This window comes from Aeromicrobium panaciterrae (genome assembly GCF_031457275.1).
Taxonomy (GTDB): domain Bacteria; phylum Actinomycetota; class Actinomycetes; order Propionibacteriales; family Nocardioidaceae; genus Aeromicrobium; species Aeromicrobium panaciterrae_A.
The window spans coordinates 402,864-425,878 of sequence record NZ_JAVDWH010000001.1 but is presented as its reverse complement, the minus strand read 5'-3'; the positions used below and the strand labels follow the sequence as shown (position 1 = coordinate 425,878).

Annotated in this window: 24 protein-coding genes and 1 riboswitch; of the genes, 14 read left to right on the top strand and 10 right to left on the bottom strand. The window is 63.8% G+C overall.

Going from position 1 to position 23,015, the window contains the following annotated elements:
• Position 1: 1 nt before the first annotated feature.
• Positions 2-1,144, bottom strand: coding sequence for an acyl-CoA dehydrogenase family protein (locus J2X11_RS02150; RefSeq protein WP_309966177.1), 1,143 nt, complete (start codon positions 1,142-1,144; stop codon positions 2-4).
• A gap of 10 nt (positions 1,145-1,154) precedes the next feature.
• On the bottom strand, positions 1,155-2,321 hold the full coding sequence (locus tag J2X11_RS02145) for a CaiB/BaiF CoA transferase family protein (protein ID WP_309966175.1): 1,167 nt from the start codon (positions 2,319-2,321) through the stop codon (positions 1,155-1,157).
• A gap of 120 nt (positions 2,322-2,441) precedes the next feature.
• On the opposite strand from J2X11_RS02145, the gene J2X11_RS02140 reads away from it, so the two are divergent.
• Positions 2,442-3,254: an alpha/beta fold hydrolase gene (locus tag J2X11_RS02140; protein WP_309966172.1), complete on the top strand. Its 813-nt coding sequence runs from the start codon at positions 2,442-2,444 to the stop codon at positions 3,252-3,254.
• Between the two features lie 79 nt (positions 3,255-3,333).
• Here J2X11_RS02140 and J2X11_RS02135 read toward each other — a convergent pair whose 3' ends face one another.
• From J2X11_RS02135 to J2X11_RS02120, 4 genes are all read right to left on the bottom strand, one after another.
• Positions 3,334-5,037 (bottom strand): LPXTG cell wall anchor domain-containing protein, encoded by a 1,704-nt coding sequence (locus tag J2X11_RS02135; protein WP_309966170.1) that lies wholly within the window; start codon positions 5,035-5,037, stop codon positions 3,334-3,336.
• Between the two features lie 157 nt (positions 5,038-5,194).
• Complete coding sequence (locus J2X11_RS02130) at positions 5,195-7,471, bottom strand: right-handed parallel beta-helix repeat-containing protein (protein WP_309966167.1); 2,277 nt, start codon at positions 7,469-7,471, stop codon at positions 5,195-5,197.
• A gap of 93 nt (positions 7,472-7,564) precedes the next feature.
• Entirely contained in the window at positions 7,565-7,858 is a 294-nt protein-coding gene (locus tag J2X11_RS02125; RefSeq protein ID WP_309966164.1) for a YciI family protein, read from the bottom strand.
• 34 nt (positions 7,859-7,892) lie between these two features.
• Complete coding sequence (locus J2X11_RS02120; protein ID WP_309966162.1) at positions 7,893-8,582, bottom strand: hypothetical protein; 690 nt, start codon at positions 8,580-8,582, stop codon at positions 7,893-7,895.
• Between the two features lie 129 nt (positions 8,583-8,711).
• Here J2X11_RS02120 and J2X11_RS02115 point away from each other — a divergent pair, with 129 nt between their 5' ends.
• On the top strand, positions 8,712-9,251 hold the full coding sequence (locus J2X11_RS02115; RefSeq protein WP_309966160.1) for a PadR family transcriptional regulator: 540 nt from the start codon (positions 8,712-8,714) through the stop codon (positions 9,249-9,251).
• On the opposite strand, the gene J2X11_RS02110 is transcribed toward J2X11_RS02115, so the two are convergent.
• The gene (locus J2X11_RS02110; protein ID WP_309966158.1) at positions 9,227-9,466 is read right to left on the bottom strand and encodes an SCO4848 family membrane protein; all 240 of its coding nucleotides are present in this window, start codon (positions 9,464-9,466) and stop codon (positions 9,227-9,229) included. The two genes, J2X11_RS02115 and J2X11_RS02110, sit on opposite strands and share 25 nt — an antisense overlap.
• A gap of 26 nt (positions 9,467-9,492) precedes the next feature.
• Between J2X11_RS02110 and J2X11_RS02105 the strand changes: the two genes are divergently transcribed.
• The 6 genes from J2X11_RS02105 to J2X11_RS02080 all read left to right on the top strand — a co-directional run bounded on the left by J2X11_RS02105 (position 9,493) and on the right by J2X11_RS02080 (position 14,369).
• Positions 9,493-9,891 (top strand): nuclear transport factor 2 family protein, encoded by a 399-nt coding sequence (locus tag J2X11_RS02105; protein WP_309966155.1) that lies wholly within the window; start codon positions 9,493-9,495, stop codon positions 9,889-9,891.
• The gene (locus tag J2X11_RS02100) at positions 9,888-11,915 is read left to right on the top strand and encodes an NADPH-dependent 2,4-dienoyl-CoA reductase (RefSeq protein WP_309966152.1); all 2,028 of its coding nucleotides are present in this window, start codon (positions 9,888-9,890) and stop codon (positions 11,913-11,915) included. Before J2X11_RS02105 ends, J2X11_RS02100 begins: the two co-directional genes overlap by 4 nt.
• 19 nt (positions 11,916-11,934) lie before the next feature.
• Positions 11,935-12,279 carry a hypothetical protein gene (locus tag J2X11_RS02095; protein ID WP_309966149.1) on the top strand — a complete coding sequence of 115 codons (345 nt, stop codon included), beginning with the start codon at positions 11,935-11,937 and terminating at the stop codon, positions 12,277-12,279.
• Between the two features lie 13 nt (positions 12,280-12,292).
• A complete protein-coding gene (locus tag J2X11_RS02090) occupies positions 12,293-12,820 on the top strand; it encodes a DUF1697 domain-containing protein (protein WP_309966147.1) in 528 nt (175 codons plus the stop codon).
• Between the two features lie 33 nt (positions 12,821-12,853).
• Positions 12,854-13,660, top strand: coding sequence for an NAD-dependent protein deacetylase (locus J2X11_RS02085; RefSeq protein ID WP_309966144.1), 807 nt, complete (start codon positions 12,854-12,856; stop codon positions 13,658-13,660).
• Positions 13,661-13,736: 76 nt separating this feature from the next.
• Positions 13,737-14,369, top strand: a complete 633-nt coding sequence (locus J2X11_RS02080; RefSeq protein WP_309966141.1) for a DUF4389 domain-containing protein — start codon at positions 13,737-13,739, stop codon at positions 14,367-14,369.
• A 55-nt stretch (positions 14,370-14,424) separates the two neighbouring features.
• Here J2X11_RS02080 and serA read toward each other — a convergent pair whose 3' ends face one another.
• Together serA and J2X11_RS02070 are read right to left on the bottom strand one after the other, a co-directional pair.
• Positions 14,425-15,669: a phosphoglycerate dehydrogenase gene (gene serA / locus J2X11_RS02075; protein ID WP_309966138.1), complete on the bottom strand. Its 1,245-nt coding sequence runs from the start codon at positions 15,667-15,669 to the stop codon at positions 14,425-14,427.
• 45 nt (positions 15,670-15,714) lie between these two features.
• Positions 15,715-15,802: riboswitch (ZMP/ZTP riboswitch) on the bottom strand.
• Positions 15,803-15,857: 55 nt separating this feature from the next.
• The gene (locus J2X11_RS02070; RefSeq protein ID WP_309966136.1) at positions 15,858-16,286 is read right to left on the bottom strand and encodes a PaaI family thioesterase; all 429 of its coding nucleotides are present in this window, start codon (positions 16,284-16,286) and stop codon (positions 15,858-15,860) included.
• Positions 16,287-16,341: 55 nt separating this feature from the next.
• Here J2X11_RS02070 and J2X11_RS02065 point away from each other — a divergent pair, with 55 nt between their 5' ends.
• Genes J2X11_RS02065 through J2X11_RS02050 form a run of 4 tightly spaced genes read left to right on the top strand, consistent with a single transcriptional unit; the run spans position 16,342 to position 19,606 of the window.
• A complete protein-coding gene (locus J2X11_RS02065) occupies positions 16,342-16,884 on the top strand; it encodes a DUF305 domain-containing protein (protein ID WP_309966133.1) in 543 nt (180 codons plus the stop codon).
• Complete coding sequence (locus J2X11_RS02060) at positions 16,877-17,173, top strand: metal-sensitive transcriptional regulator (protein WP_309966130.1); 297 nt, start codon at positions 16,877-16,879, stop codon at positions 17,171-17,173. The genes J2X11_RS02065 and J2X11_RS02060 overlap by 8 nt, the downstream gene beginning before the upstream one ends.
• Positions 17,174-17,186: 13 nt before the next feature.
• Complete coding sequence (locus J2X11_RS02055) at positions 17,187-17,423, top strand: heavy-metal-associated domain-containing protein (protein WP_309966127.1); 237 nt, start codon at positions 17,187-17,189, stop codon at positions 17,421-17,423.
• Positions 17,420-19,606 (top strand): heavy metal translocating P-type ATPase, encoded by a 2,187-nt coding sequence (locus tag J2X11_RS02050; RefSeq protein WP_309966124.1) that lies wholly within the window; start codon positions 17,420-17,422, stop codon positions 19,604-19,606. The genes J2X11_RS02055 and J2X11_RS02050 overlap by 4 nt, the downstream gene beginning before the upstream one ends.
• Here J2X11_RS02050 and J2X11_RS02045 read toward each other — a convergent pair.
• Entirely contained in the window at positions 19,596-20,576 is a 981-nt protein-coding gene (locus J2X11_RS02045) for an NAD-dependent epimerase/dehydratase family protein (RefSeq protein WP_309966121.1), read from the bottom strand. The genes J2X11_RS02050 and J2X11_RS02045 overlap by 11 nt on opposite strands.
• A 96-nt stretch (positions 20,577-20,672) precedes the next feature.
• On the opposite strand from J2X11_RS02045, the gene J2X11_RS02040 reads away from it, so the two are divergent.
• Together J2X11_RS02040 and J2X11_RS02035 are read left to right on the top strand one after the other, a co-directional pair.
• Positions 20,673-20,978, top strand: coding sequence for a YbaY family lipoprotein (locus J2X11_RS02040; protein ID WP_309966118.1), 306 nt, complete (start codon positions 20,673-20,675; stop codon positions 20,976-20,978).
• A complete protein-coding gene (locus J2X11_RS02035) occupies positions 20,978-23,014 on the top strand; it encodes an ABC transporter ATP-binding protein (protein WP_309966115.1) in 2,037 nt (678 codons plus the stop codon). Before J2X11_RS02040 ends, J2X11_RS02035 begins: the two co-directional genes overlap by 1 nt.
• Position 23,015 lies beyond the last annotated feature (1 nt).

The following is a 23,015-nucleotide window of genomic DNA, read 5'->3' as shown; positions in this document are numbered from 1 at the left end:
ACTAGAGGCCCATTCCGCGGCCGATGATCTCCTTCATGATCTCGGTCGTGCCGCCGTAGATCGTCTGGATGCGGGTGTCGAGGTACGCCTTCGAGATCGGGTACTCGGTCATGTAGCCGTATCCGCCGAACAGCTGGAGGCACTGATCGGCCGTCTTCTTCTGCAACTCGCTCGTCCACCACTTGCCCATTGCAGCTTCGGCAACAGTCAGCGTGCCATTGTTGAGCTCGGTAATCGATTTGTCGACAAAGACTTGAGCGATCTGCTGCTCGGTCTCGAGCTCGGCCAGGACGAAGCGGCTGTTCTGGAACGAGCCGATCGGCTTGCCGAACGCCTTGCGCTCCTTGACGTAGTCGACCGTCATGTCAATCATCTGGCGGCAGGCAGCTGCGGCCACGACCGAGATCGTCATGCGCTCCTGGGGCAGGTTGTCCATCAGGTAGATGAAGCCCTGTCCTTCTTCACCCAACAGGTTGGACGTCGGCACGCGGCAGTTGTCGAAGAACAGTTCGGCCGTGTCCTGCGCCTTGAGGCCCATCTTGTCGAGGTTGCGGCCGCGCTCGAATCCTTCAGCGCCCCGCTCGACGACGATCAGCGAGAAGCCGAGGGCGCCTGCCTCCGGATCCGTCTTGCAGACGACGATCACGAAGTCGGCGTTGATGCCGTTGGTGATGAACGTCTTCGCGCCGCTGATGACGTACTCGTCGCCGTCCTTGACCGCAGAGGTCTGGATGCCCTGCAGGTCCGAGCCGGTGCCGGGCTCGGTCATGGCGATTGCGGTGATCATCTCGCCGGAGCAGAACTTCGGGAACCAGCGAGCCTTCTGCTCGTCGTTGCAGTACTTCAGCAGGTAGCCCGAGACGAGGTCGGTCTGGATCGCGAACCCCACTCCGCTGCCGCCAACTCGGGTGACCTCTTCCTGCAGGACTGCGTTGAAGCGGAAGTCGTGCATGCCGCCTCCGCCGTACTCCTCCGGCATCATGAAGCCGAGCAGGCCCAGCTCGCCGGCCTTGGTCCATACGTCACGCGGGACGATCGAGTCCTTCTCCCACTGTTCGTGGTGAGGAGCGATCTCCTTCTCGCAGAACGCCCGGACGGTGTCGCGGAACGAGTCATGGTCGGCTTCAAAAATGGTGCGCTTCATGGGAGCTCTTTCAGTCGGCCTGAACGGCAATGCCGTCGGCAAGGAGTGAATCGATGTCAGGGATGCCCCAGGCGGCAAGCGCCTCGGCCGTGTTGGTGCCGGCCTTCACCGGCGAAGTGGTGAGGTTGGCGGGAGTTTCGGAGAAGCGAGGTGCGGGCGCCGGCTGCACAAGGCCGTCGTGCTCGACGTACGTACCGCGGGCCACGTTGTGCGGATGCGCAGCGGCCTCGTCGATCGGTACGACCGGTGCCACACAGGAGTCGGTGCCGTCGAACAGCGCCGTCCACTCGGCCTGGGTCTTGGTGCGGAATGCCTCGTCGAGAGCCTTCTTGAGTGCAGGCCACTCCTCGAGCTCCCAGCGGCTAGGCAACTCCAGACCGGGGATCGCCGCCTTGAGCACCACTTCCATGGCGTCGTAGAACTGCGGCTCGAGCGGGCCGACCGACATCCACCGACCGTCGGACGTCTCGTACACGTCGTAGACCGGAGCGCCGGAGTCGAGGAGGTTGGTGCCACGTGCGGCATTCCATGAGCCGACCTGCATCATGCCGATCGGCATGGCCAGCAGGTGGGCGACACCATCGGTGATCGCAGCGTCCACGACCTGGCCCTGACCCGTCGACTTGGCATGGAGAAGTGCCGCCAGCACACCTGTGACGAGGTACATCGAACCGCCGGCGAAGTCGCCGAGCAGGTTGAGTGGAATCTGCGGAGGACCTCCCGCGCGGCCCATCGTGTCGAGTGCCCCCGCGATCGAGATGTAGTTGATGTCGTGTCCGGCGGTATGCGCGAGTGGTCCGTGCTGGCCCCATCCCGTCATACGTCCGTAGACAAGCTTCGGGTTGCGGGCGAAGCAGTCGTCGGGGCCGAGTCCAAGGCGTTCGGTGACTCCAGGGCGGAAGCCTTCGATCAGAACGTCGGCCTTCTCAACGAGCTGGAGAACGACCTCAACGCCACGCGGATCCTTGATGTTGACGGCAACAGACGGGCGCCCGCGGCTCAGGATGTCCTTCTCCGGTACGGAGACCTGGAGGGCGTTGCCGCCGGGTCGATCGACTCGGATGACGTCGGCGCCCAAGTCGGCGAGCAGCATGCCTGCGAACGGGCCAGGCCCGATTCCGACGAGCTCCACGACGCGTACGCCAGCGAGTGGACCGGTGCGTTCGGTTGTAGTCACTGCGTGATTGTGACAGTTGTACTGTCACGGTTCAAGGTGCCGCAGGTCACATACTGACGGTACGTCTATGTGTCATCATGAATGTCACGTTCCAAGGACCGCCCGAAAGGCAACCGACGCATGCATTCCGAACTGGCCTACTCCCGTAAGGGATCCGGCGAACCGCTCGTCCTCATCCACGGCATCGGCCACCGCCGCCAGGCGTGGGACCCCGTATTCGAGCAGCTCGCCGAGTCGTACGACGTGATCGCGGTCGACCTTGCCGGATTCGGTGAATCCGCGGAGTACCCCAAAGGCGTGAAGTACAACATGCACAACGCGGTCGAGAACCTCACCGACAACTTCGCCGCCTGGGGCATCGAGAAGCCCCACGTTGTCGGCAACTCCCTTGGAGGCGCACTCGCCCTCGAGCTCGGAGCCCGCGGAGCGGTCAGTTCAGTCACCGCGTTGAGCCCAGCCGGCTTCTTCGGCATCCTCAACCGCGTGCAGACATTCGTTCTGCTGATCATGCTGCGCATCAGCAGCAAGCTTCCCGACCGTGTGCTCAAGTTCGTCTCCCAGCAGGCCTGGGGACGCAAGCTCGCCGGCGCGACGCTCTACGTCCATCCGGAACGGTTCTCCGCTGAGGAGGTGTACGGCGACGCCTTGTCACTCAAGCGCGCCACCGGTTTCGAGGAGACGATCCTCGCGGGCGCTCGCTACTCCTTCAAACAGCAGGTTCCGGTACCCACGACGATCGCCTGGGGGACACGCGACCTGATCCTGCCGTACAGCTCCTCAGCGATCGCAGCGGAGCGACTGCCCAATGCACGCCATGTGGCGTTGCCGCACTGCGGCCACGTACCGATGGTCGACGACCCGGATCTCATCGTCCGCGTCGTCAAGAACACCGTTGATTCGGCCGTCGCCGCCGAAGCCGACCAAGCGGCCTGACCGACCTCGTACAAACGACCGAGCCCCATGCCTTCCGGCATGGGGCTCGATTCGAGTTGTGTCGTGCTGAAGGTTCCAGCTAGACGAGTTGCAATTCTCGGTGTCTGCGCGATTCGAGATGGCCACCCGACCCCGCAGGGTCGATCAATCGGACACCTCGCTGAGCGCTCTCGCGCACGACCGCGACGTGATGCGCGGTCATGATCTGCACCTGACGCGCCGACGACTCGAGAACACTCTCGACTGCGCCGGTGGTGAGGACATCGGGGCCGTCAGCCACTGGCTGGCGGTCTCGCGGCTTGCGCCGACTACCGAACAGGAGGCCGATGCCACCGAGGATCAGCACGGCCGCAATGGCACCCTGCGTCCGAGTGTCGCCAGCACCTGTGTTGGGCAGCAGCGCGGTCTCAGCCGGTGCCACGTCACCCTCTTCAGGCTCTTCCTCTGGCACGTCGATGAACAACGTCGCCTGCGAGACGATCACGTCGATGCCATCGAGCGTGCGGAACACCTCGTAGACCACCGTGCCATCGTCGGTCGCCGTGAAGGTCAGCATGCCCGTCAGCTCGTCGATGACTGCGTCGACGACATCGGAGGTCGAGACGATCCTGTAGCGCAACGGCTCCGTCTCATCCCCTTCGTCGTCCAACTGCTCGTCATTGAAAGCCAAGTCGAACACGCCTTCGACGCCGGCATCCTGGGTGGTTTCGTCATCGACCGCACATGCAAGGTCAATACCGTCTCCGCCTACCAGAAGGTTGACGCCCTCTTCACCACACAGCAGGTCGTTGCCGGCGCCGCCGAAGAGCTCGTCGTCGCCGAGGCCACCGTTGAGCACGTCGTTGCCGCCGACCAACTCGCCGAGGTAGCCATCGCCGTAGATCTCATCGTTGCCGTCGCCACCATCGATGGTGTCGTCGCCGCCCACGACGGTGATGAAGCCGTCACCGACGATCAGATCGTCACCGATGCCGCCGTCGATCAGGTCGTCGCCGCCGACGAACGTGAGTCCGCCGTCGCCCGAGATCCGGTCGTCACCGTCCTCGCCGTCGATCTCGTCGTCGCCACCAACTGCGGTGAAGAGGAACCCATCGCCGTGAATGTGGTCGTCGCCGGTACCGCCGTCGATGTCGTCGTCGCCACCGATGATGGTGAAGAAGTTGTCGCCGAGGATGTCATCGTCGCCGCCATCGCCATCGATGGTGTCGTCGCCGTCGCCACCCAGGATTTCATCGTTGCCACCGATGACGTCTACGACTGAGCCATCACCATGGATGTCGTCGTCGCCGTCGCCGCCGTCTATCGAATCGGCTCCACCGACGATCACAATCGCGCCATCGCCGTTGAGGGTGTCATCACCGTCGCCGCCAAAGATTTCGTCATCACCGCCGACGTTGGTTGAGACACCATCGCCGGAGATCACGTCGTCACCGTCGCCGCCATCGAGGTCGTCGTTGCCACCGATGACCGTGATCGAGCCATCGCCGAGGAGTTCGTCATCCCCGTCGCCGCCATCTAGGTCGTCGTTGCCACCGAGGACGGTGGTCGCGGCGTCGCCCTGAATCTGGTCTTCGCCATCGCCACCATCGATTTCGTCATTCCCACCGGGGACGGCAGGGTCCGGGTCGCCACTGACCGTGTCATCCGCGCCGTCGCAGCTGATGAAGTCATTGCCGGCAGTCGCCGGATCACACGCAGCAAATGCGGTGCTGGGCGCCAGTGTCAGTGCCGCAGTCACCGCCAATACCGCGCATATGCGCAGTGCATAGCTTCTGTGTTTCATGGTGACCTCCTGGGTCACAGTTGGGAGTTTCATCGATGGTTACACGTGATCTCCGTCACTGCCATGACAACGCGCAAGAAAGTCGCACAACACGCGCAAACCACCCGAAACAACTACGGTTTCGGGTGGTCTACGGCACTAAATCGGCTTTCCGGAACTAGGGAGAAACTCCCGAGAACGCTGCTGCCATTCCGTACAGCTTGTAGAGCGCCATGTTCTCCATCGACCCGGGAGCGCATCGGTGATCGAAGAACGTCGCCGCCTGGGCCGTGGGCAAAACGGTGCCGAACCCGAGGAGACCTGAACCCTCGATCGGTCCACCCACCCAATCGTGCAGGCGTGAAAGCAGCGAGGCCCTCAGGTCCTTCGATGCGGTGGTCCAATCAGCGCAGCTGTAGAGACCCAGAGCGTGACGCGCAGTCTGCGGCGCAACCTTGGCCGGCGAAGCCTTGGTGAACGGCGAAACCGTCGGAGTGCGCTCGCCGACGAACGGCTCGCAGACATTGTTGCCCCAGCCTCGCTTGCAGAAGGACAAGAAGGCCGATTTACGCAGAGCGTCAGTTCCGCTCTGGGCACTCGAGCTCGTGCTCGTGCTCGTGCTCGCGCTATTCGGCGCAGGAGGCGTCTTGGTCCAGTCGCACAGGGTCGAGTTGCCATTGGGGTAGCCCGTGACTTCGAATCCGACGAAACAGGCCACCAGTTCGGCTTCGTTGACGACGTTGCCCAGGCCGATACTCGAGGACGGGTTCGTGCCGTCACTGCAGTTGGGAAGGCTGCTCGGCGAAGATGTGGCCGGCTTGCCGCCAGGGCCAACGTTGTCCCACCAGCAGTTGCCGGTGTTGGTCGGGAACGCGTCCCACCAGAAGTCAACGCCGTTGGGCTTGGTCGTCCCATCAGGCGCAACGCCCATCACGTTGCCACTGAACGAGTTGTTGTAGGAGGTCGAGATCTTCGTGGTGTCGCATCCCGGAACGGGAGTGGTCGAGCCGATCACGGGACCGCACACCATCGCGTCAGGCGCCGAGAACAACATGGCGCCGCGGCGGTAGTTGTTCCAGAAGTGGTTGTTGCGGACGATGTTGTCGTTGCCGCCGGCAATCCACAGACCGGTACCGACTGGCGCCGCCACATACGGTCGGACATCCGAGCCAGCGATGTAGGGGTTGAAGTTGTTGGAGTAGAAGTTGTTGTCCTCGACCAGATCGCCCTGCTGCGGGAAACCGGGGTGTCCGGGCGCAGTGAACACGTCAGTCGTGAAGCCCAGGGCGTTGTCGTAGAAGTTGTTGTGCACGATGTGCGTGCCGTTGCCGTTGGTCCCGGAATAGCCACTGTTGTTGTGGTGGCTGTCGCAGTCGCGAATTTCCTGGCTGTAACGGAACTTCGGATAGATCTTGGTGTCACGTCCGGCAGAAGTCTTGGCTCCCGAGCCCGGGTACAGGCCCGAGTCGCCATTGCCCTTGGCCTCACAGTTCTTCATCAGTCCGTGGTCACCCACAAACGTCAGCACTCCGTAGGCGCCGCCGTAGTAGGTCTTGAACTGGTCGAGGAGGTAGCCCTCCGTCTCCAAGACGTAGATGTCGTGCTCGGCCGCGTGACGCACAGTGACCTTACGCAGAACAGCGCCATCCGCCTGATCGAAGAAGATGCCGACATCCTTCTTGTGTCCGACAGCTGATGGGCCACCGTTGCCAGCGGCTGGGTCGCCTGCTTCAACGATGACGTCGTCGGCGCTGACGCCTGAACCTTCAATCTGCAGATTGCAGCGAATGCACTTGCCAAGGTTGGGGATTCCGTGGCGATCCACCAAGGCAGGAGAGGGGTCCTGGCCGGGACCCACGCCTCGGCCAATCACTGCAACAAGGTTGGCGTCGTTCGGGCAGTTGACCTGGTAGGCGTGCGACAGCGCGTTCGGGTCACCCGAGTCGGCAGCCGTCTTGTACTTCTCACAAGCAGGGTCGAACGTCGGCTTGGAGCGCGACTTCTCCTCCAGGTAGAGACCCGGCATGATCACGACGCGGTCATTGTTGCGCGACGCAGTCACCGCCGCCTGAATCTCTCGGTAGTCACACAGCTTGAACAGCTTCTTGTTGGCCGACAGCAACGAGTCTGCCGAGGACTTGCTCAAGGAGCGATGGTCTGTGGGCCGAATGTAGTAGCCCGACTTCCGCGCCTTCGAGATCGACGTGCGGAGGAGGGTCAAGGAGTTGGGTTTACAGACGACGCGAGTCTTGCCCACAAGTTTCGTATCGAGCGCCGACGACAGAGAACGCGCTACTGGCACCTTGCCGCCCGCACAGGGCTTGATCGAACAATCCGCCGCCGGGTTCGGCCAGTACGACGGGCGCTCGACGTGCGCGTTTGCGCCTGAGATGCCGAGGACACCTCCCACCAGAACGAGTCCGAGCACACGTGCAACGAATTTAGAACCGAACATTGGGTGCTCCTGGGCATCGCTGGGCAGACGGTGACTACTTCAACGACGCGAACTGGAACAGGTTATGAAAATGGTAAGAACCTCGTGGAGCGCTCAGAACTGCTGAGCCAGCACTCCTGACACTGGCGTCCACTCACGAACCACAACCTCCGCGACGAGACCGTCGAGCACGAAGGGATCGGCGTCAATCAGCGCGCGAGCGTCAGCCGCGGTATCGGCGACGAAAACGAGCAGCGCACCACCAGGCTCGCCGTCCGAGAACGGACCCGACACCTGCAGCTGACCGCGCTCAGTCAGTCCAGCGAGGTAGTCGCGGTGCGCGGGGCGCACCTCACCTCTCCGTTCAACGTCGTCGTTGTAGCGGTAGGTCGTCGCAAAGTAGGCCATGCGCCGATCTTGTCAGGTGCCCCACGCAGTGCGTTTAGCCGAGCTCCGCGAGGTCGACGATCTCTTCAGCGGTCGGGGCCAAGGCTTCTTCCACGTCGTCGTACGAGAACGTCATCGTTCCGCCGTCGTCGCCCGTGCTGATCAGGCTGATCGGCCGACCGTCATCCTTGGCGAAGTAGAACGTGCCATTCGAGTCGTCCTTGAGTGCGACACATTCGACACCGTCGATCGTTTTGCCCTTGCCCTTCGTGACCTTTCCGTCGGGCTTGAGCAGCTCGCCGAAGAAGTCCTTCTTGGACACGAACGAAGCGAGGTCAGCGAAGTCCGGGTTGGCCGGATCCGCCAGCACCCAACGACCATCGATCAGCGCGATGATCTGCTCGGCAGCCTCGCCGGCACTCGCGCGGTAGAAGTCGTCGGTCGCCTTGAAGTAGGCCTTGCCGTCCGCGCCCAACAGCTGGAACTCCGCACCATCAACTGCGATCGTTCCGGACGCTGTATCGCCGGAGTAGCTCATGTCGATCGCGATCTCGGTGCCATCATCGACACCGTCGCCCTCGATCGTGACGGACTCTTCAGCCGCGACCACCTTCTTGGCTTTCGCGAGCAGCGCTGTGGCCGACAAGTCGGAGACGTCGTCCTTGGCGTCCGAGCCGCCACCGCAGCCGACGAGGGCAAAGGTCGAAGCGACAACGAGTGTGGTGAGGCGGAGGCGGATGGCCATCGAGTGCTCCTAGGTCGTGGCGCCCGTGCGGATGCCCGTGGAAGTTGCACCAGCGTGCCGTATGAAGGGCTCACAGCGATACCGTTGCAACTAGTTGCATAGCAACGCGTTGCATAGTACGGTCTCCGCATGGCTCTGGAGCACGCGATCCTGGTGTCCCTCGCGGAGAAGACCGCGTCGGGATACGACTTGGCGCGCCGCTTCGACGCGTCGATCGGGCATTTCTGGAAGGCCAGCCACCAGCAGATCTACAAGGTGCTGGGCCGTATGGAGTCCGACAAGTGGGTCGAGTCGCACCTCGTCGCCCAGGACAACCGTCCGGACAAGAAGGTCTACTCGATCACCAACGAAGGTCGCGATGAGCTGATGCGCTGGTCATCCGTACCGACGCCGATCGAACCGCTCCGCAGCGAATTCGCCGTGAAGCTTCGCGGCACCCAGTTCGGCGATCGCGAGGCCGTGCTCGCCGATGTACGTGTACGTCGCGCCGCCCATGAAGCCCAGATCGCGTACTACGAAGCCAGCGCACAACGGCACTATCCCGAGCCGGCATCTTTGCGCGAGGACGAGCTCGGTGCCTACCTTGTGCTGCGCGGCGGCATCCTTGCCGAGCAGACCGGGATGGCCTGGTGCGACGAAATCCTTCAGGCCTTTGAGGCGGAGCGATGAGCGCGAACGCCGACCGCGAGCACACCCAGCCCGATCACGATCGCGGTCGTGATGAGCACCGCATGCACCCAGAAGAACGCCTGCGGAGTGCTGTGCCACTGCTCGCCTGCCCACGCGCGGTCGTCATCAACTATGGCTTTCGCAAATCGCGGCCAGATCACCACGTTGAACACGCCCGCAACGATCAGGAACCGGGCACTCGTCTTGGAAATCACATCCTCATCCCATCACAGGAGATCCGATGAAAGAGTTCCGCGCTGCCGTTGAGGCAGGTGACTTCGAGGGACTCGGTGAGCTGCTCGCCGAGGACGTCGTGTTTCGCAGCCCCGTTGCGTTCAAGCCGTACGAGGGCAAGCCGATCGTTGCCGCGATCCTTCGAGGTGTCGGTCGCGTGTTCACCGAGTTCCGGTACGTCCGCGAACTCGCGGATGCAGATGGCGGCGGGTCGGCGCTGGTCTTCGAGACCGTCGTCGACGGAGTCAGCGTCAACGGGATCGACCTCATCCGTACGAATGACGCCGGACTCGTCAGCGAGCTGACCGTGATGGTCCGCCCGTTGTCCGGCGCCAACGCCCTCGCCACCGCCATGTCCGCACAGTTCGACCAGATCGTCGCCGAGGCTTCAGGAGCCAGCTCATGACCAGTCCCTACCCGCACCTGCTCGAGCCGCTCGACCTCGGCCACACCACGCTGCGCAACCGCGTGATCATGGGCTCAATGCACACGGGCCTCGAGGACCGCGCCAAGCACCTGCCCGAGCTCGCGGCGTACTTCGCCGAGCGCGCCAAGGGTGGCGTCGCACTCTCGGTCACCGGCGGCTATGCGCCTAACCGTCACGGTTGGCTACTCCCGTTCGGTTCACTGATGACGTCGACGAAGCTCGCCGACAAACACCGTCTGGTGACTGACGCAGTGCACGAGCACGACGGCAAGATCGCGATGCAGATCCTGCACGCCGGCCGTTACGGCTACCACCCGTTCAAGCGGGCTGCATCGTCCAAGCCCTCGCCGATCACTCCGTTCGGCAAGCCGAAGGCGATGTCGACCAAAGAGGTCGACGACACCGTCAACGACTTCGCCAAGTCGGCGGTGCTTGCACGCCGGGCCGGATACGACGGCGTCGAGATCATGGGGTCCGAGGGCTACTTGATCAACCAAATGATCACCGCGCGTACCAACAACCGCACCGACCGGTGGGGCGGCAGCGCCGAGAACCGCATGCGCTTCCCGGTCGAGATCGTTGAGCGCGTACGCGAGGCGGTCGGCGACGACTTCATCGTGATGTACCGCATGAGCCTGCTCGACCTGGTCGATGACGCTCAGAGCTGGGACGAGACCGTCGAGCTCGCCAAGAAGCTCGAGACAGCTGGCGTCTCCATCCTCAACACCGGCATCGGCTGGCACGAGGCTCGTATCCCGACGATCGTTACGTCCGTGCCTCGTGGCGCATTCGCGTGGGTCACCGGCAAGCTCAAGCCCGAGGTCTCGGTTCCGGTGGTGGCATCCAACCGGATCAACACCCCCGAGATCGCCGAGGAGATCATCGCCTCTGGTCAAGCCGACCTTGTGTCGATGGCACGGCCACTGCTCAGCGATCCGCACTTCGTCAACAAGGCGGCCGAGGATCGTGCCGACGAGATCAACACGTGCATTGCCTGCAACCAGGCCTGCCTCGACCACACGTTCAAGAACAAGCGCGCGACCTGCATGATCAACCCGCGCGCTGGCTACGAGACAACGCTGATCCTGTCGCCGACTCGCACGGCCAAGCGGATCGCGGTTGTCGGCGCTGGCCCGGCAGGACTCGCTGCCGCAACCGAGCTCGGTGGCCGTGGCCACAGTGTCGAGCTGTTCGAGTCCCTGCCCGAGGTCGGTGGCCAGTTCCGTCTGGCGATGCAGATCCCCGGCAAGGAGGAGTTCAAGGAGACGATCCGCTACTACTCACGTCGCATGGAGATCGCCGGCGTCAAGCTGCACCTCGGCGTACGCGCTGGTGTCGACCAGCTCGCAGAGTTCGATGAGGTTGTCGTTGCGACAGGCGTCGAGCCTCGCATTCCGTCCCTGCCCGGCGTCGACCACGCCAGTGTCGTCAACTACCAAGACGTGATCCGCCATGGCGCTCCCGTCGGCAAGCGCGTTGCCGTGATGGGTGCCGGCGGTATCGGCTTCGACGTCTCCGAGTTCCTGCTGCACAGTGCCGACGAATCGATCGAGCACTGGATGGAGCGCTGGGGTGTCACCGATCCATCGCTGGAGCGTGGCGGTCTCGCCACCAAGCTCAAGGCACCGCCGAAGCGCGAGGTGTTCCTGCTCCAGCGCAAGAACTCCGAGCTCGGCAAGGGCCTCGGCAAGACCAGCGGCTGGGTGCACCGCCAGACGCTCAAGGACTCCGGCGTCGAGATGATCAAGGGCGTCACGTACGACCGCATCGACGATTCCGGCTTGCACATCACCCTTCACAAGGGTGAGGACAACGAGGAGAGCCGCATCCTCGACGTCGACACGATCATCCTGTGCACAGGTCAAGAGTCCGTACGCGATCTGATCGAACCGCTCGAGGCGCTCGGCAAGCCAGTGCACGTGATCGGCGGAGCGGATGTCGCCGCTGAGCTCGACGCCAAGCGCGCCATCAAGCAGGCGACGGAGCTCGCTGCACGACTCTGAAAGGCGATACCGTCCCGGCATGAGTCAACCTGTCGCACCTCAGCGCTCGAGCCAGCTCGTCGCGTGGTTGTTGTACGTCCCGCAGCTGCTCCTCGACCTGGTGCTTGGTGTGTTCGGGATCTTCTCGGTCTTCGCGACCGACTCCTGCGGGAGCGTCGAGGACGAGCCGGCAGTGTGCAACGGCGACTACTTCAGCACGGTGCTGTTCAGCTTCTGGTTCGCGCTCTTGGGGCTGATCGTTGTGGTGCCCATTCTGATCTTCGTCTCGGCACGCAGGGGCGGACGGCCCTGGGTGTGGCCGCTGCTCGGTGGATTCCTCAGCATCGTGCTCGTCGTCGTGTTCTTCGCCTTGATGACTCGCTAGACATACTGAGTCCATGGCCAAGCGGATCATCCTGTTGCGTGCCGTCAACGTCGGCCCCGCCCAGCTGCCGATGGCTCGGTTGCGCGAGATCGCCGAAGGACTGGGCGCCACCGATGTGTCGACCTACATCGCCTCGGGCAACCTGATCGCCGACGTACCTGGCGACGCCGACGAGTTCGATCGGGAACTGGAGAAAGCGATCGAGACGGGGTTCGGCTTCTTCCGCGAGTCGATCTCGCGTACGCCGGCGCAAGTCGAGAAGGCGCTCCAGGCGCATCCGTTTTCGGTCGACGAGCCGAAGTACTCGTACGTCACCTTCCTCCTCGAGAAGCCGTCCGCCGAGGCGATCGCCAAGGCAGAGACGTACGAGACCGGAAGCGATCAATGGGCGATCATCGGCACGGAGATGCACATCAAGTACGCCAACGGTGCCGGGCGCCCCGACATGAAGTCCGATTCGATCGGCCGCGCGCTCAAGGTGCCGGGCACTGCCCGCAACCTGAATACGGTCAAGAAGCTGATCGAGCTCGCTGGATCCTGAGCGTCTGCTGGACCGCGTACGTAACCTTGAGGCATGGAGGATGTGCTCGGCGATCGGCGACTGCTCGTCCTGACCGGCGCTGGCATGTCGACCGATTCCGGGATCCCGGACTACCGCGGCCCGGGCGCACCGGCCCGGATGCCGATGACATTCCAGGACTTCATCAAAGGCCCTGCGGCTCAGCAGCGCTATTGGGCGCGAGCACACATTGGCTGGAGCCGAATGCGGCGAGCCGAGCCCAATGCCGGGCACCGACTGCTCGCCCAGATGGACCGCGATGGCCGCCTCGACGGGCTGATCACCCAGAACGTCGACGGACTGCACGGCCGCGCTGGCCACCCCGGCGTGATCGACCTGCACGGTCGCATCGATCGGGTGATCTGCCTGGACTGCCGATCGGTCAGTTCGCGCGGCGATCTTCACCAGAGGCTGCTGGTTCTCAATCCGGGCTTCGACCAGATCGACGCGGTGATGGCTCCCGATGGCGACGTACTGCTTGAGGAGACCGACACCTTCAACGTCGCTCCGTGCGCGGCCTGCGGCGGTCGACTCAAACCCGACGTCGTGTTCTTCGGCGAGAACGTACCCAAGGACCGCGTGGCCGAGTGTTACGAGCTTGTCGAGAACGCACAGGCGCTCGTCGTGCTCGGGTCTTCGCTGCAGGTGATGTCAGGTCTGCGATTCGTACGAGCAGCCAAGGCGCGTGGCATACCTATCGTGATCGTCAACCGCGGAACCACCCGCGGCGACGACCTTGCCACAATCAAGCTCGACGCAGGCTGTGCCGAGACACTGACCGAGTGGGCTCGTGACCGCGCGGAGTCCTTTAGCCAAACGTGATGCGGCGTTCACCCGTTGCAAGCGCCAAGCCGCTACGGTGCGAGAGACCGATCGTCGTAGACATGAAGGACTCGCCATGAGCGCAGAAACTCCGCCACCGCCTCCGCCCACCTCGTCTGCCGATGGCAGCTACCCGGCGACGTTCGGGTTCGATCCGCCTGAGTCGATTGCCCGCTGGCGAGTCATCGGCAACATCATCCTTGCCATCCCGCACTTCATCGTGCTGTACGTCCTCAACTTCGTGGCCGAGCTTCTCGCCTTCGTCGCCTGGATTCTCGGTGTCTTCACCGGCAAGGTTCCGGAAGGCATCCTCGGCATCATCGCGCTGTACATCCGCTACAGCACCCGCGTCAGCGTCTACGCCGGATTCCTCACGGAGGAGTACCCGCCGTTTACGTTCGCCACAACGTCCGCTGACCCGGGAGACTATCCGCGCGTCAACGTCGGCTTCGCCCCCGAGACCGAAGGACGCAACCGACTCACGATCTTCTTCCGCATCATTTTGGCCATCCCGCACCTCATCGTGCTCGGCCTGATCAGCATCGTGGCGTTCTTTGCGTACGTCGTCGCGTTCTTCGCAGTCCTGTTCACCGGCAAGTGGCCGGTCGGCCTGCGCAACTTCGTTGTTGGGTTGCTGCGGTGGAGCACCCGCCTCAACGCCTACATGTACCTGCTGACTGACAAGTACCCACCGTTCAGCCTCGAGTAGCCCGCAATGCACAACGCCCCGACCCGCAGCGCGGATCGGGGCGTTCTGCGTCGGTTCAGCTCAGCTCGCGCAGGCGCACGGTTTCGGGCAGCGCGGCCAGCGCCGAGAGCACCTCGGGCTCAACGCCCTCAGCGACATCGGTGAGTACGTAACCGATCTCGCCACGCGTCGCGAGCGACTGAGCCTCGATGTTCACGCCATGCTCACCGAGCAGGCCATTGATCGTCGCCAGCACGCCGGGGGCATTGCGGTGTACGTGCGCCAGGCGATGCTTCGCGGCATCGGCAGGCAAGTTGATCTCCGGCATGTTGACGCTGAGCGATGTGCCGCCGAACGACGCGTACGAACGCAACTTGGACGCCACGAAGCGGCCAATGTCCTGCTGCGCCTCTTCGGTCGATCCGCCGACGTGCGGCGTGAGGATGACGTTCCTGAGGCCCTGCAGGTCGGACTCGAACGGGTCACCCTGCCGCTTGGGCTCGATCGGGAACACGTCGACAGCAGCGCCGGCGATGTGGCCCGACTCGATGTGAGCACGCAGTGCCTTGGTGTCGACCGCGATACCTCGCGAGAGGTTGAGCAACAGCGAACGCGGCTTCATCAGCGCCATCTGCTCAGCACCGAACAGTCCGGCATTGCCGGGGCGGCCGTCGACGTGGAGCGAGACGACGTCCGAGGTCTCAAGCAGCTCCTCGATGGTCGAGCAACGGCGTGCGTTGCCCAGCGCCAGCTTGTCGTCGATGTCGTAGAAGACGACCTTCAGGCCCAAAGCCTCGGCCACGACCGACAGTTGGCTGCCGATGTTGCCGTAGCCGATGATGCCGAGGGTGCGGCCGCGTACTTCGTGGCTGCCTGCAGCCGACTTGTTCCAGACACCGTTGTGCATGTCAGTCGACTTCTCGTTCAACCGGCGCGCCAGCGAAATGATCTCGGCAATCGCGAGCTCAACGACACTTCGCGTGTTGGAGTAGGGCGCGTTGAACACCGCGACACCACGGGCCGTCGTGGCGTCGAGGTCGATCTGGTTGGTGCCGATGCAGAACGCACCGATCGCGAGCAAGTCGGGAGCAGCGTCCAGGACCTTCTCGGTGATGTATGTGGTCGAGCGGATGCCGAGGAGGTGGACTCCCTTGATCGCTGCGATCAGATCGTCCTCGCCGAGGGCACCGTCGAGCGACTCCACCTGATAGCCCTTGGCTCGCAGGAACTCTGCACCATCGGTATGGATGTTTTCGAGCAGCAGGACGCGAACGTCGCCGTCGGATAGCCGCTCGGTTGGGAACAAGTCGTCGCTCGTCATGGTCATCATCATCTCGCGTGCCTCCAGTCAGCAGAAATCTGGCTGACGTGGGGCCCAGGCGAACGGTCCCGATGTCGTGGTGATCGATCGCTCCCCGGTGGTATCCACCTCAACGCCAGTCGCGATCAACTCACCCAATCGTACCGGCTGATTCTGGGTGCGAAATCCAGTTCCATCGATCGGACGGATCAGGCGGGGTCGATGCCGGCGAAATGGGCGAGCGCCTCGGGCGGGACTTCCTGCTCGAGGTTGGCCAGGCGTACCTGGCCCTGCGCGATCAGCTTGCCGTCCTCGTCCACCGAGTCGAGGTGCCAGAGCTGCTGGGTGCGCCCGCGATGGATCGGAGTTGCCGTTGTCGTGATGACGTCACCGAGCTTGGCTTGCCGCAGGAAGTCAGTCGAGTTGTTGGTACCGACCGCGACTCCCTTGCCGTTGAGCCAGAGCAGCCCAGCGACACTCGCAGTCGACTCGTGCACCGCACAATAGACACCGCCGTGGGGAATCCCGAACGGCTGGAGGTGCCTCTCGTCGATCGTGAATCTCACGACGACCTTGTCGGGCCCTGTCTCCACGTGCTCAATGCCGAGCAGGCCGTCCAGTCCGGGGATGTCTGTCATGTGACCAGCCTAGGCCGCGCTTGATCTGTATACCCCCTAGGGGTATGGTCGAGACATGAAACGAATCCTCCTCGTACTCATCCCTCTTCTCCTGGTCGTCTCGTGTGCTGGCGGCACCAAGCGCGACGCGCAGGCCGAGCACAACGACGCGGACGTTGAGTTCGCGCAGCAGATGATCCCTCACCACGAGCAGGCAGTGGAGATGGCCGACTTGGTTCCCGGCGCAGATGCTTCGCCTGAAGTGGTCGAGCTCGCGGCTCAGATCAAGGCAGCCCAAGCTCCCGAGATCAAACAGATGAAGCGCTGGCTCAAGGACTGGGGCGCGAGTGCGATCGCTGATCACGACATGGACCACATGGACATGGGCGACGGAATGTTGAGCGACGACGAGCTGCGAGACCTCGGTCGCGCCACAGGCGCTGACTTCGACCGACTGTGGCTGACCGGCATGATCGCCCACCACGAAGGCGCCATCACGATGGCCAAGGCCGAGCTCGTCGACGGCAAAGACACGGCGGCCAGGAAACTCGCTCAGGCCATCATCGACGGCCAGCAGAAAGAGATTGCAACGATGAAGGGACTTCTCGCAAATGACTGAGCGCGTGACACCTGGATATTCAGACGACAAGGTCGCCGTACTCAAGCGACTTCGACGTATCGAAGGGCAGGTACGCGGACTGTCCCGCATGGTCGAGGACGACACGTACTGCATCGACGTCCTCACGCAGGTCTCTGCGACGACCAAGGCTCTCGAAGCTGTTGCTCTCAAGCTGCTCGACGAGCACCTCTCTCACTGCGTCGTCAACGCCGCCATCGCCGGCGGCGACGAGGCCGACATCAAGCTCAAAGAAGCGTCGGACGCCATCGCGCGTCTCGTGCGCTCATAAGGAAGGACCCACCATGACTACTGAGACCTATTCCGTTGTCGGTATGACCTGCGGTCACTGCGTTGCTGCGGTCACCGAGGAGCTCACGGCGCTCGACGGCGTGACTGGCGTTTCCGTCGACCTTGTCGCGGGCGGCACATCCCCCGTCACGGTGACCAGCACCGATCCACTCGACGCTGCGCTGGTCGCCGAGGCTGTCGACGAAGCCGGCTACGCACTTGCAGGTCCGCGCGACCTGCCGTTGGCATGACAACGCACAAGCTCGACATCGGCGGTATGACCTGCACGTCATGCGCCATGAGAGTGGAGAAGAAGCTCAACAAGATTGAGGGTGTGACGGCCACGGTCAACTACGCGACCGAGAAAGCCACCGTTGAGACCCCCGCTAACGTCGACGTACAGACGCTGATCGACACCGTCGCGAAGACCGGCTACTCGGCCTCCGTACGGCCGCCGGCGGGCTCGGCCCCTTCACACGACGGGCACTCGGGGCACGGTGACCTGCATGGAGCCGCGTCGATGCTGCGTCGGCTCAGGGTGTCGGCTGCGCTCGCCGTACCGGTCGTCATCCTTTCGATGGTTCCGGCGCTGCAGTTCGACAACTGGCAGTGGCTCGCGCTCGCCCTCGCTTCACCTGTCGTGGTCTGGGGCGCCTACCCGTTCCATCGCGCCGCTTGGGTCAACGCCCGGCACCGCGCGGCAACGATGGACACGCTTGTCAGCGTCGGCGTGGGAGCCGCCTGGCTCTGGTCGCTGTGGGCGCTGTTCATCGGTAACGCCGGCGAAACCGGTATGAAGATGCGCTTCTCGTTCCTTCCCGCCGGCGCCGGGCACGACGAGATTTACCTCGAAGTCGCCGCCGCGGTCACGGTTTTCATCCTCGCTGGCCACTACCTCGAGGCGAACGCGAAGACTCAGTCGAGCGCAGCCCTCCATGCCCTCATGGATCTTGGGGTGCGCGATGTCGCCGTACTACGAAACGGCGCAGAGACGTTGATCCCGCTCGCCGACCTGCACGAGGACGACCAGTTCGTCGTACGACCCGGAGAGAAGATCGCCACCGACGGAGTCGTCGAAGACGGCGCTTCCTCAATCGACGAGTCGATGTTGACCGGCGAGTCCGTACCGGTCGAGGTGGCTGAGGGAGACCACGTCACCGGAGCGACGGTCAACCAAAGCGGGCGACTCGTCGTACGCGCCACGGCCGTCGGCGCCGACACCCAACTCGCTCAGATGGCGCGGCTGGTAGAGGAAGCCCAAGAAGGCAAGGCCGACGTCCAACGCCTCGCCGACCGCATCTCGGCATGGTTCGTACCTGCCGTCATCCTGCTCTCCCTCGCCACGCTGATCGCTTGGTACGCCGGCGGCTACACCTGGAGCGATGCCTTCACGGCGGCCGTGGCCGTCCTGATCATCGCCTGCCCGTGTGCTCTCGGACTCGCGACACCGACCGCACTCATGGTGGGCACCGGCCGCGGGGCCCAACTGGGCATCCTGATCAAGGGTCCCCAGGTCCTCGAGTCCACCCGCACGGTCAACACGATCGTGCTCGACAAGACGGGCACGGTCACGACGGGGCGCATGGGCGTCACGGCGATCCGCGCCGCCGATGGTGTTTCCGAGGACGACCTTCGCCAGGTCGCGGCCTCACTCGAGCACGCGTCGGAGCACCCGATTGCCCGGGCCATCGCGACCCTCGCCGATCCGGTCTCAGTCGAAGACTTCACCAACCATGCTGGCTTCGGTGTCAGTGGCACTGTCGGCGGTCGAGCCGCTCTCGTCGGGCGTCCAGCGTGGCTGGCCGAACAAGGCATCAGCGTCCCACCGATGACTTCGGCTGACGGGACGACCGTTGGTGTCGCCTGGGATGGTGCCTTCCGCGGCTCGATCTCAGTGGCCGACTCGGTGAAACCCACTTCAGCTGCGGCCGTACGTCAGCTGCGCAATCTCGGCCTCGAACCGATCCTGCTCACAGGCGACAATCGCGCGGTTGCCGAAACCGTCGGAGCTGAGGTTGGCATCCAGCGCGTCATCGCCGACGTGACGCCAGCTGACAAGTTGCGCGTCGTCCAGGAGTTGCAGTCGGAGGGTCGCGTCGTCGCAATGGTCGGCGATGGCGTCAACGATGCCGCGGCACTGGCAGCGTCTGATCTCGGCATCGCGATGGGAACAGGCACGGATGTCGCCATCCAGGCGTCTGACCTGACCTTGGTCAAGGGCGACCTCGCCACGGCAGTGGACGCCGTGCGCCTGTCTCGCGCGACGCTTCGGACGATCAAGGGCAACCTGTTCTGGGCGTTCGCCTACAACGTGGCTGCCATCCCTCTCGCCGCCCTCGGCTACCTCAACCCACTGATTGCTGGCGCCACGATGGCGTTCAGCTCGGTGTTCGTGGTGACCAACAGTCTGCGGTTGCGACGCTTCAAGGCTTGAGCTGAGCGATCAGCTCAAGCTCGTCGTCACGGGAGAGTCCGGCCTTGCGTTCGCGCTCGAGGCCTAGCTCCTTCTCGTAGGCGAGCGTGTCGATCAGAGTGTCGGCGATCGGTCGACGTACGAGGCCGTGCTCCAACGACCGGGCGTCGTCCATCAACCCCATGCCGAAGTGGCTGGCCGGAAGCCACAGCGGCAGCGATCTCGGTCCCATCCACTCCTCGACATCGTGCTCTCGCAGCCAGTCTTCGGCGGCCGGCACTTGATCACCGGTGAACCCAGCGACCTCGGCCGACAGTCGCACCAGCTCGCCGACCGTCGTACGTTCACCAGCTCCGTGGACGATGCCCGTCACCTTCGCCTCAGCCACCTCGACGATCCATTGTGCGAGGTCGCGGACATCGATGACCTGCATCGGCTGGGTGGCAACGTCAGGCACGAGCACTCGCTCGCCACCTGCCTGAGCGAACCGGGACACGTAGTAGCCGAGGCGGTCCGAGCGGTCGCCTGGACCACCGATCAGGCCGACGCGTACGACGAGGTGATGGGCCAGGCTGCGCACGATCTCCTCGCAGGCGACCTTGCCCTCGCCGTACGTCTCCGGTTCTGCGACATCACCCTCGAGAGGGTCGAGCAGCGGCGAGACCTCGGTCAATGGCCCGCTCTGGTCGGCGTAGACCGAGCCCGTCGACACCAGCGTCCAGTGCGAAGTGGTGCCGCCGAGCACCTCGACGGCCGAGCGCACGTGGCCAGGTTGCCGGGACACGTCGATCACCATGTCCCACCGCTGGTCGAGAACTTCGTCGTACGCGTTGGGGGCATGGCGATCGGCCTGTACGAACGTGGCAGCAGTCGGTGCCTTGCCTGACTCGCCGCGCGCCAGACAGGTGACGTCGTGACCACGCATCACGGCATGGTGCGCGATCTGTCCGCCCAGCCATGACGTACCGCCCAGGACCAGCACTCTGCTCATACCTTCACCCGACCACGCCGTAGTCGTGGCCGCCAGAGGTGTTCACTCCCGGCGCAACGAGGTGGCGCGTCACCGTGACGGGCATAGCATCGAGTCATGACTCTCATGACTGTCAGCGGCTCCGTCCTGTTCCGTGAACGGATCGCCGTCCCGCCCGGAGCGATTGCCACCATCAAGCTCGTCGACACCGATGGTGAGGTACTTGCCGCCACAGCGGTCGACGCTCCCGGCGTACCGACCGAGTTCTCCGTGACAGTCGACTCCGAGTTCGTTCCCGATCCGGCCAACCTGCTCATCTGGGCGATCCTGCGCACCGAGGTTGGCGTATGGGGCACCACTGAGCTCGTCCCCGTCGAAGGCGACGCCACCACGGTCATGCTGACGAAGATCGACGGCGACTGATGCCAGGCGGCGGTGGGGGTGGCGGCCGCGGCGGTGGAGGTGGCGGAAGCAACATCACCCACATCCCGGACGAGGAGCTGAAGGCCGGCAACAACCGTCCCATTCTCCGCCGCATCGCCCGGATGCTGCGGCCCTATCGCGGCAAGATCATCCTCGTCGCCATCGCCGTTGTCGCCTCGGCGATCCTCACCTCGATCGTCCCGTTCCTGACAAAGGCGGTGTTCGACAAGGCACTGTTCCCGCCGACCGGCAAACCTGACCTCACCTTGCTGTGGTGGCTCTTCGGTTTCATGTGCCTCATCCCTGTTGTCACTGCGCTGATCGGCATTGGCCAGAACTGGCTCACGTCGACGATCGGCAACTCGGCGATGGCCGACCTGCGTGGCGACCTGTTCGCGCACCTGCAAAAGATGGAGCTCGCGTTCTTCACGGCGACCAAGACAGGTGCGATCCAGTCACGCCTGGCGAACGATGTCGCCGGAGTACGTACGGTGCTCACCGACACTGCCACCACCATCCTGCAGAACACAGTCACCGTCACCGCGGCCTTTGTGTCGATGGTGATTCTGTCGTGGCAGCTGACAATCCTGACGCTGATCGTGATGCCGCTGTTCGTCTACATCCAGCTTCAGGTCGGCAAGCGCCGGCAGAAGCTGGCCCGCAAGACCCAGGAGTCGTTGTCAGAGATGACAGCGATCACCGAGGAAGCGCTCAGCGTCTCCGGCATCCTGCTGTCGAAGGTTTTCAACCGGTCGGACGCCGAGGTCCAGCGCTACCGCGAGGCCAACCGCAACCAGACCAAGCTCCAGGTCGACCAGGCCATGACCGGTCGAGCCTTCTTCGCGACCGTGCAGACGTTCTTCGCGCTCACTCCGGCACTGGTCTATCTGCTCGCCGGATTCATGCTCAACAACGGCACCTCGCTGACTGCCGGAACGCTCGTCGCCTTCACGACCGTCCAGGCCCGCCTGCAGATGCCGCTGCTCCAGCTGATGCGCGTGACCCTCGACGTACAGACTTCACTGGCGCTGTTCCGCCGCATCTTCGAATACCTCGATCTCAAGCCGGCCATCATCGAACGCGCCAACGCCGTTGAGGTCGATCCAAAGACACTGCGTGGAGAGATCGAGTTCAGGGATGTGTTCTTCCGCTACCCCGAACCCCGCTCGCTCAGCGGCGAGACCCGCGGCGATCGCTTCGGTGAAACCGGCGTACGCATCGACCGCGAGGAGGGAGAGGTGGCACCCGAGAAGTCCTGGGCACTTGCCGATGTCTCGCTCAAGGTCATGCCGGGTCAGCTCGCCGCGATCGTAGGTCCGTCCGGTTCCGGCAAGACCACCGCGACGTACCTGGTGCCCCGCTTCTATGACGTCACCGACGGTGCGGTGCTTCTCGACGGCACCGACGTACGCGACCTGACGATGGGATCGCTCGCCGATTCAGTCGGCATGGTGACCCAGGAGCCGTACCTCTTCCACGGCACGATCCGCGACAACATTGCATACGCCAAGCCTGATGCGACCGCCGACGAGATTGAGCAGGCTGCGCGCGACGCGAACATCCACGACCGCATCATGTCGTTCGCCGAGGGCTACGAGACGATCACCGGCGAACGCGGCTATCGCCTCAGTGGTGGAGAGAAGCAGCGCCTCGCCATCGCCCGCGTTCTGCTGATGGACCCGCGGATCCTGATCCTCGACGAGGCCACCTCGGCACTCGACACCGAGACCGAGCGACTCGTACAGGAGGCACTCGAGCGGGCGACCCACAACCGTACGACGATCGCGATCGCTCACCGGCTGTCGACGATTCACAACGCCGACGTCATCTTCGGACTCGAAGACGGCAAGCTCGTCGAGCAGGGCACGCACGACGAGTTGCTGAAGCTCGGGGGTCTCTACTCGCGCCTGTACGTCGAGCAGTTCGGCTCAGGTCAGATCGAGGCGCGCTTCACCGACGGTGTTCGGTTCACGGACGGCAAGACCTACTGCGACAAGCCGAGCCGCGACGAGCGCCGCGCAGACGTCTCGTTCTAGG

What these genes read in the sequence shown, in the direction of transcription:
- J2X11_RS02150 (WP_309966177.1), bottom strand. Translation starts at nt 1,144, where the DNA reads ATGAAGCGCACCATTTTTGAAGCCGACCATGACTCGTTCCGCGACACC.
- J2X11_RS02140 (WP_309966172.1), top strand. Translation starts at nt 2,442, where the DNA reads ATGCATTCCGAACTGGCCTACTCCCGTAAGGGATCCGGCGAACCGCTC.
- J2X11_RS02135 (WP_309966170.1), bottom strand. Translation starts at nt 5,037, where the DNA reads ATGAAACACAGAAGCTATGCACTGCGCATATGCGCGGTATTGGCGGTG.
- J2X11_RS02130 (WP_309966167.1), bottom strand. Translation starts at nt 7,471, where the DNA reads ATGTTCGGTTCTAAATTCGTTGCACGTGTGCTCGGACTCGTTCTGGTG.
- J2X11_RS02125 (WP_309966164.1), bottom strand. Translation starts at nt 7,858, where the DNA reads ATGGCCTACTTTGCGACGACCTACCGCTACAACGACGACGTTGAACGG.
- J2X11_RS02120 (WP_309966162.1), bottom strand. Translation starts at nt 8,582, where the DNA reads ATGGCCATCCGCCTCCGCCTCACCACACTCGTTGTCGCTTCGACCTTT.
- J2X11_RS02115 (WP_309966160.1), top strand. Translation starts at nt 8,712, where the DNA reads ATGGCTCTGGAGCACGCGATCCTGGTGTCCCTCGCGGAGAAGACCGCG.
- J2X11_RS02105 (WP_309966155.1), top strand. Translation starts at nt 9,493, where the DNA reads ATGAAAGAGTTCCGCGCTGCCGTTGAGGCAGGTGACTTCGAGGGACTC.
- J2X11_RS02100 (WP_309966152.1), top strand. Translation starts at nt 9,888, where the DNA reads ATGACCAGTCCCTACCCGCACCTGCTCGAGCCGCTCGACCTCGGCCAC.
- J2X11_RS02095 (WP_309966149.1), top strand. Translation starts at nt 11,935, where the DNA reads ATGAGTCAACCTGTCGCACCTCAGCGCTCGAGCCAGCTCGTCGCGTGG.
- J2X11_RS02090 (WP_309966147.1), top strand. Translation starts at nt 12,293, where the DNA reads ATGGCCAAGCGGATCATCCTGTTGCGTGCCGTCAACGTCGGCCCCGCC.
- J2X11_RS02085 (WP_309966144.1), top strand. Translation starts at nt 12,854, where the DNA reads ATGGAGGATGTGCTCGGCGATCGGCGACTGCTCGTCCTGACCGGCGCT.
- J2X11_RS02080 (WP_309966141.1), top strand. Translation starts at nt 13,737, where the DNA reads ATGAGCGCAGAAACTCCGCCACCGCCTCCGCCCACCTCGTCTGCCGAT.
- serA (WP_309966138.1), bottom strand. Translation starts at nt 15,669, where the DNA reads ATGACGAGCGACGACTTGTTCCCAACCGAGCGGCTATCCGACGGCGAC.
- J2X11_RS02070 (WP_309966136.1), bottom strand. Translation starts at nt 16,286, where the DNA reads ATGACAGACATCCCCGGACTGGACGGCCTGCTCGGCATTGAGCACGTG.
- J2X11_RS02065 (WP_309966133.1), top strand. Translation starts at nt 16,342, where the DNA reads ATGAAACGAATCCTCCTCGTACTCATCCCTCTTCTCCTGGTCGTCTCG.
- J2X11_RS02060 (WP_309966130.1), top strand. Translation starts at nt 16,877, where the DNA reads ATGACTGAGCGCGTGACACCTGGATATTCAGACGACAAGGTCGCCGTA.
- J2X11_RS02055 (WP_309966127.1), top strand. Translation starts at nt 17,187, where the DNA reads ATGACTACTGAGACCTATTCCGTTGTCGGTATGACCTGCGGTCACTGC.
- J2X11_RS02050 (WP_309966124.1), top strand. Translation starts at nt 17,420, where the DNA reads ATGACAACGCACAAGCTCGACATCGGCGGTATGACCTGCACGTCATGC.
- J2X11_RS02045 (WP_309966121.1), bottom strand. Translation starts at nt 20,576, where the DNA reads ATGAGCAGAGTGCTGGTCCTGGGCGGTACGTCATGGCTGGGCGGACAG.
- J2X11_RS02040 (WP_309966118.1), top strand. Translation starts at nt 20,673, where the DNA reads ATGACTCTCATGACTGTCAGCGGCTCCGTCCTGTTCCGTGAACGGATC.
- J2X11_RS02035 (WP_309966115.1), top strand. Translation starts at nt 20,978, where the DNA reads ATGCCAGGCGGCGGTGGGGGTGGCGGCCGCGGCGGTGGAGGTGGCGGA.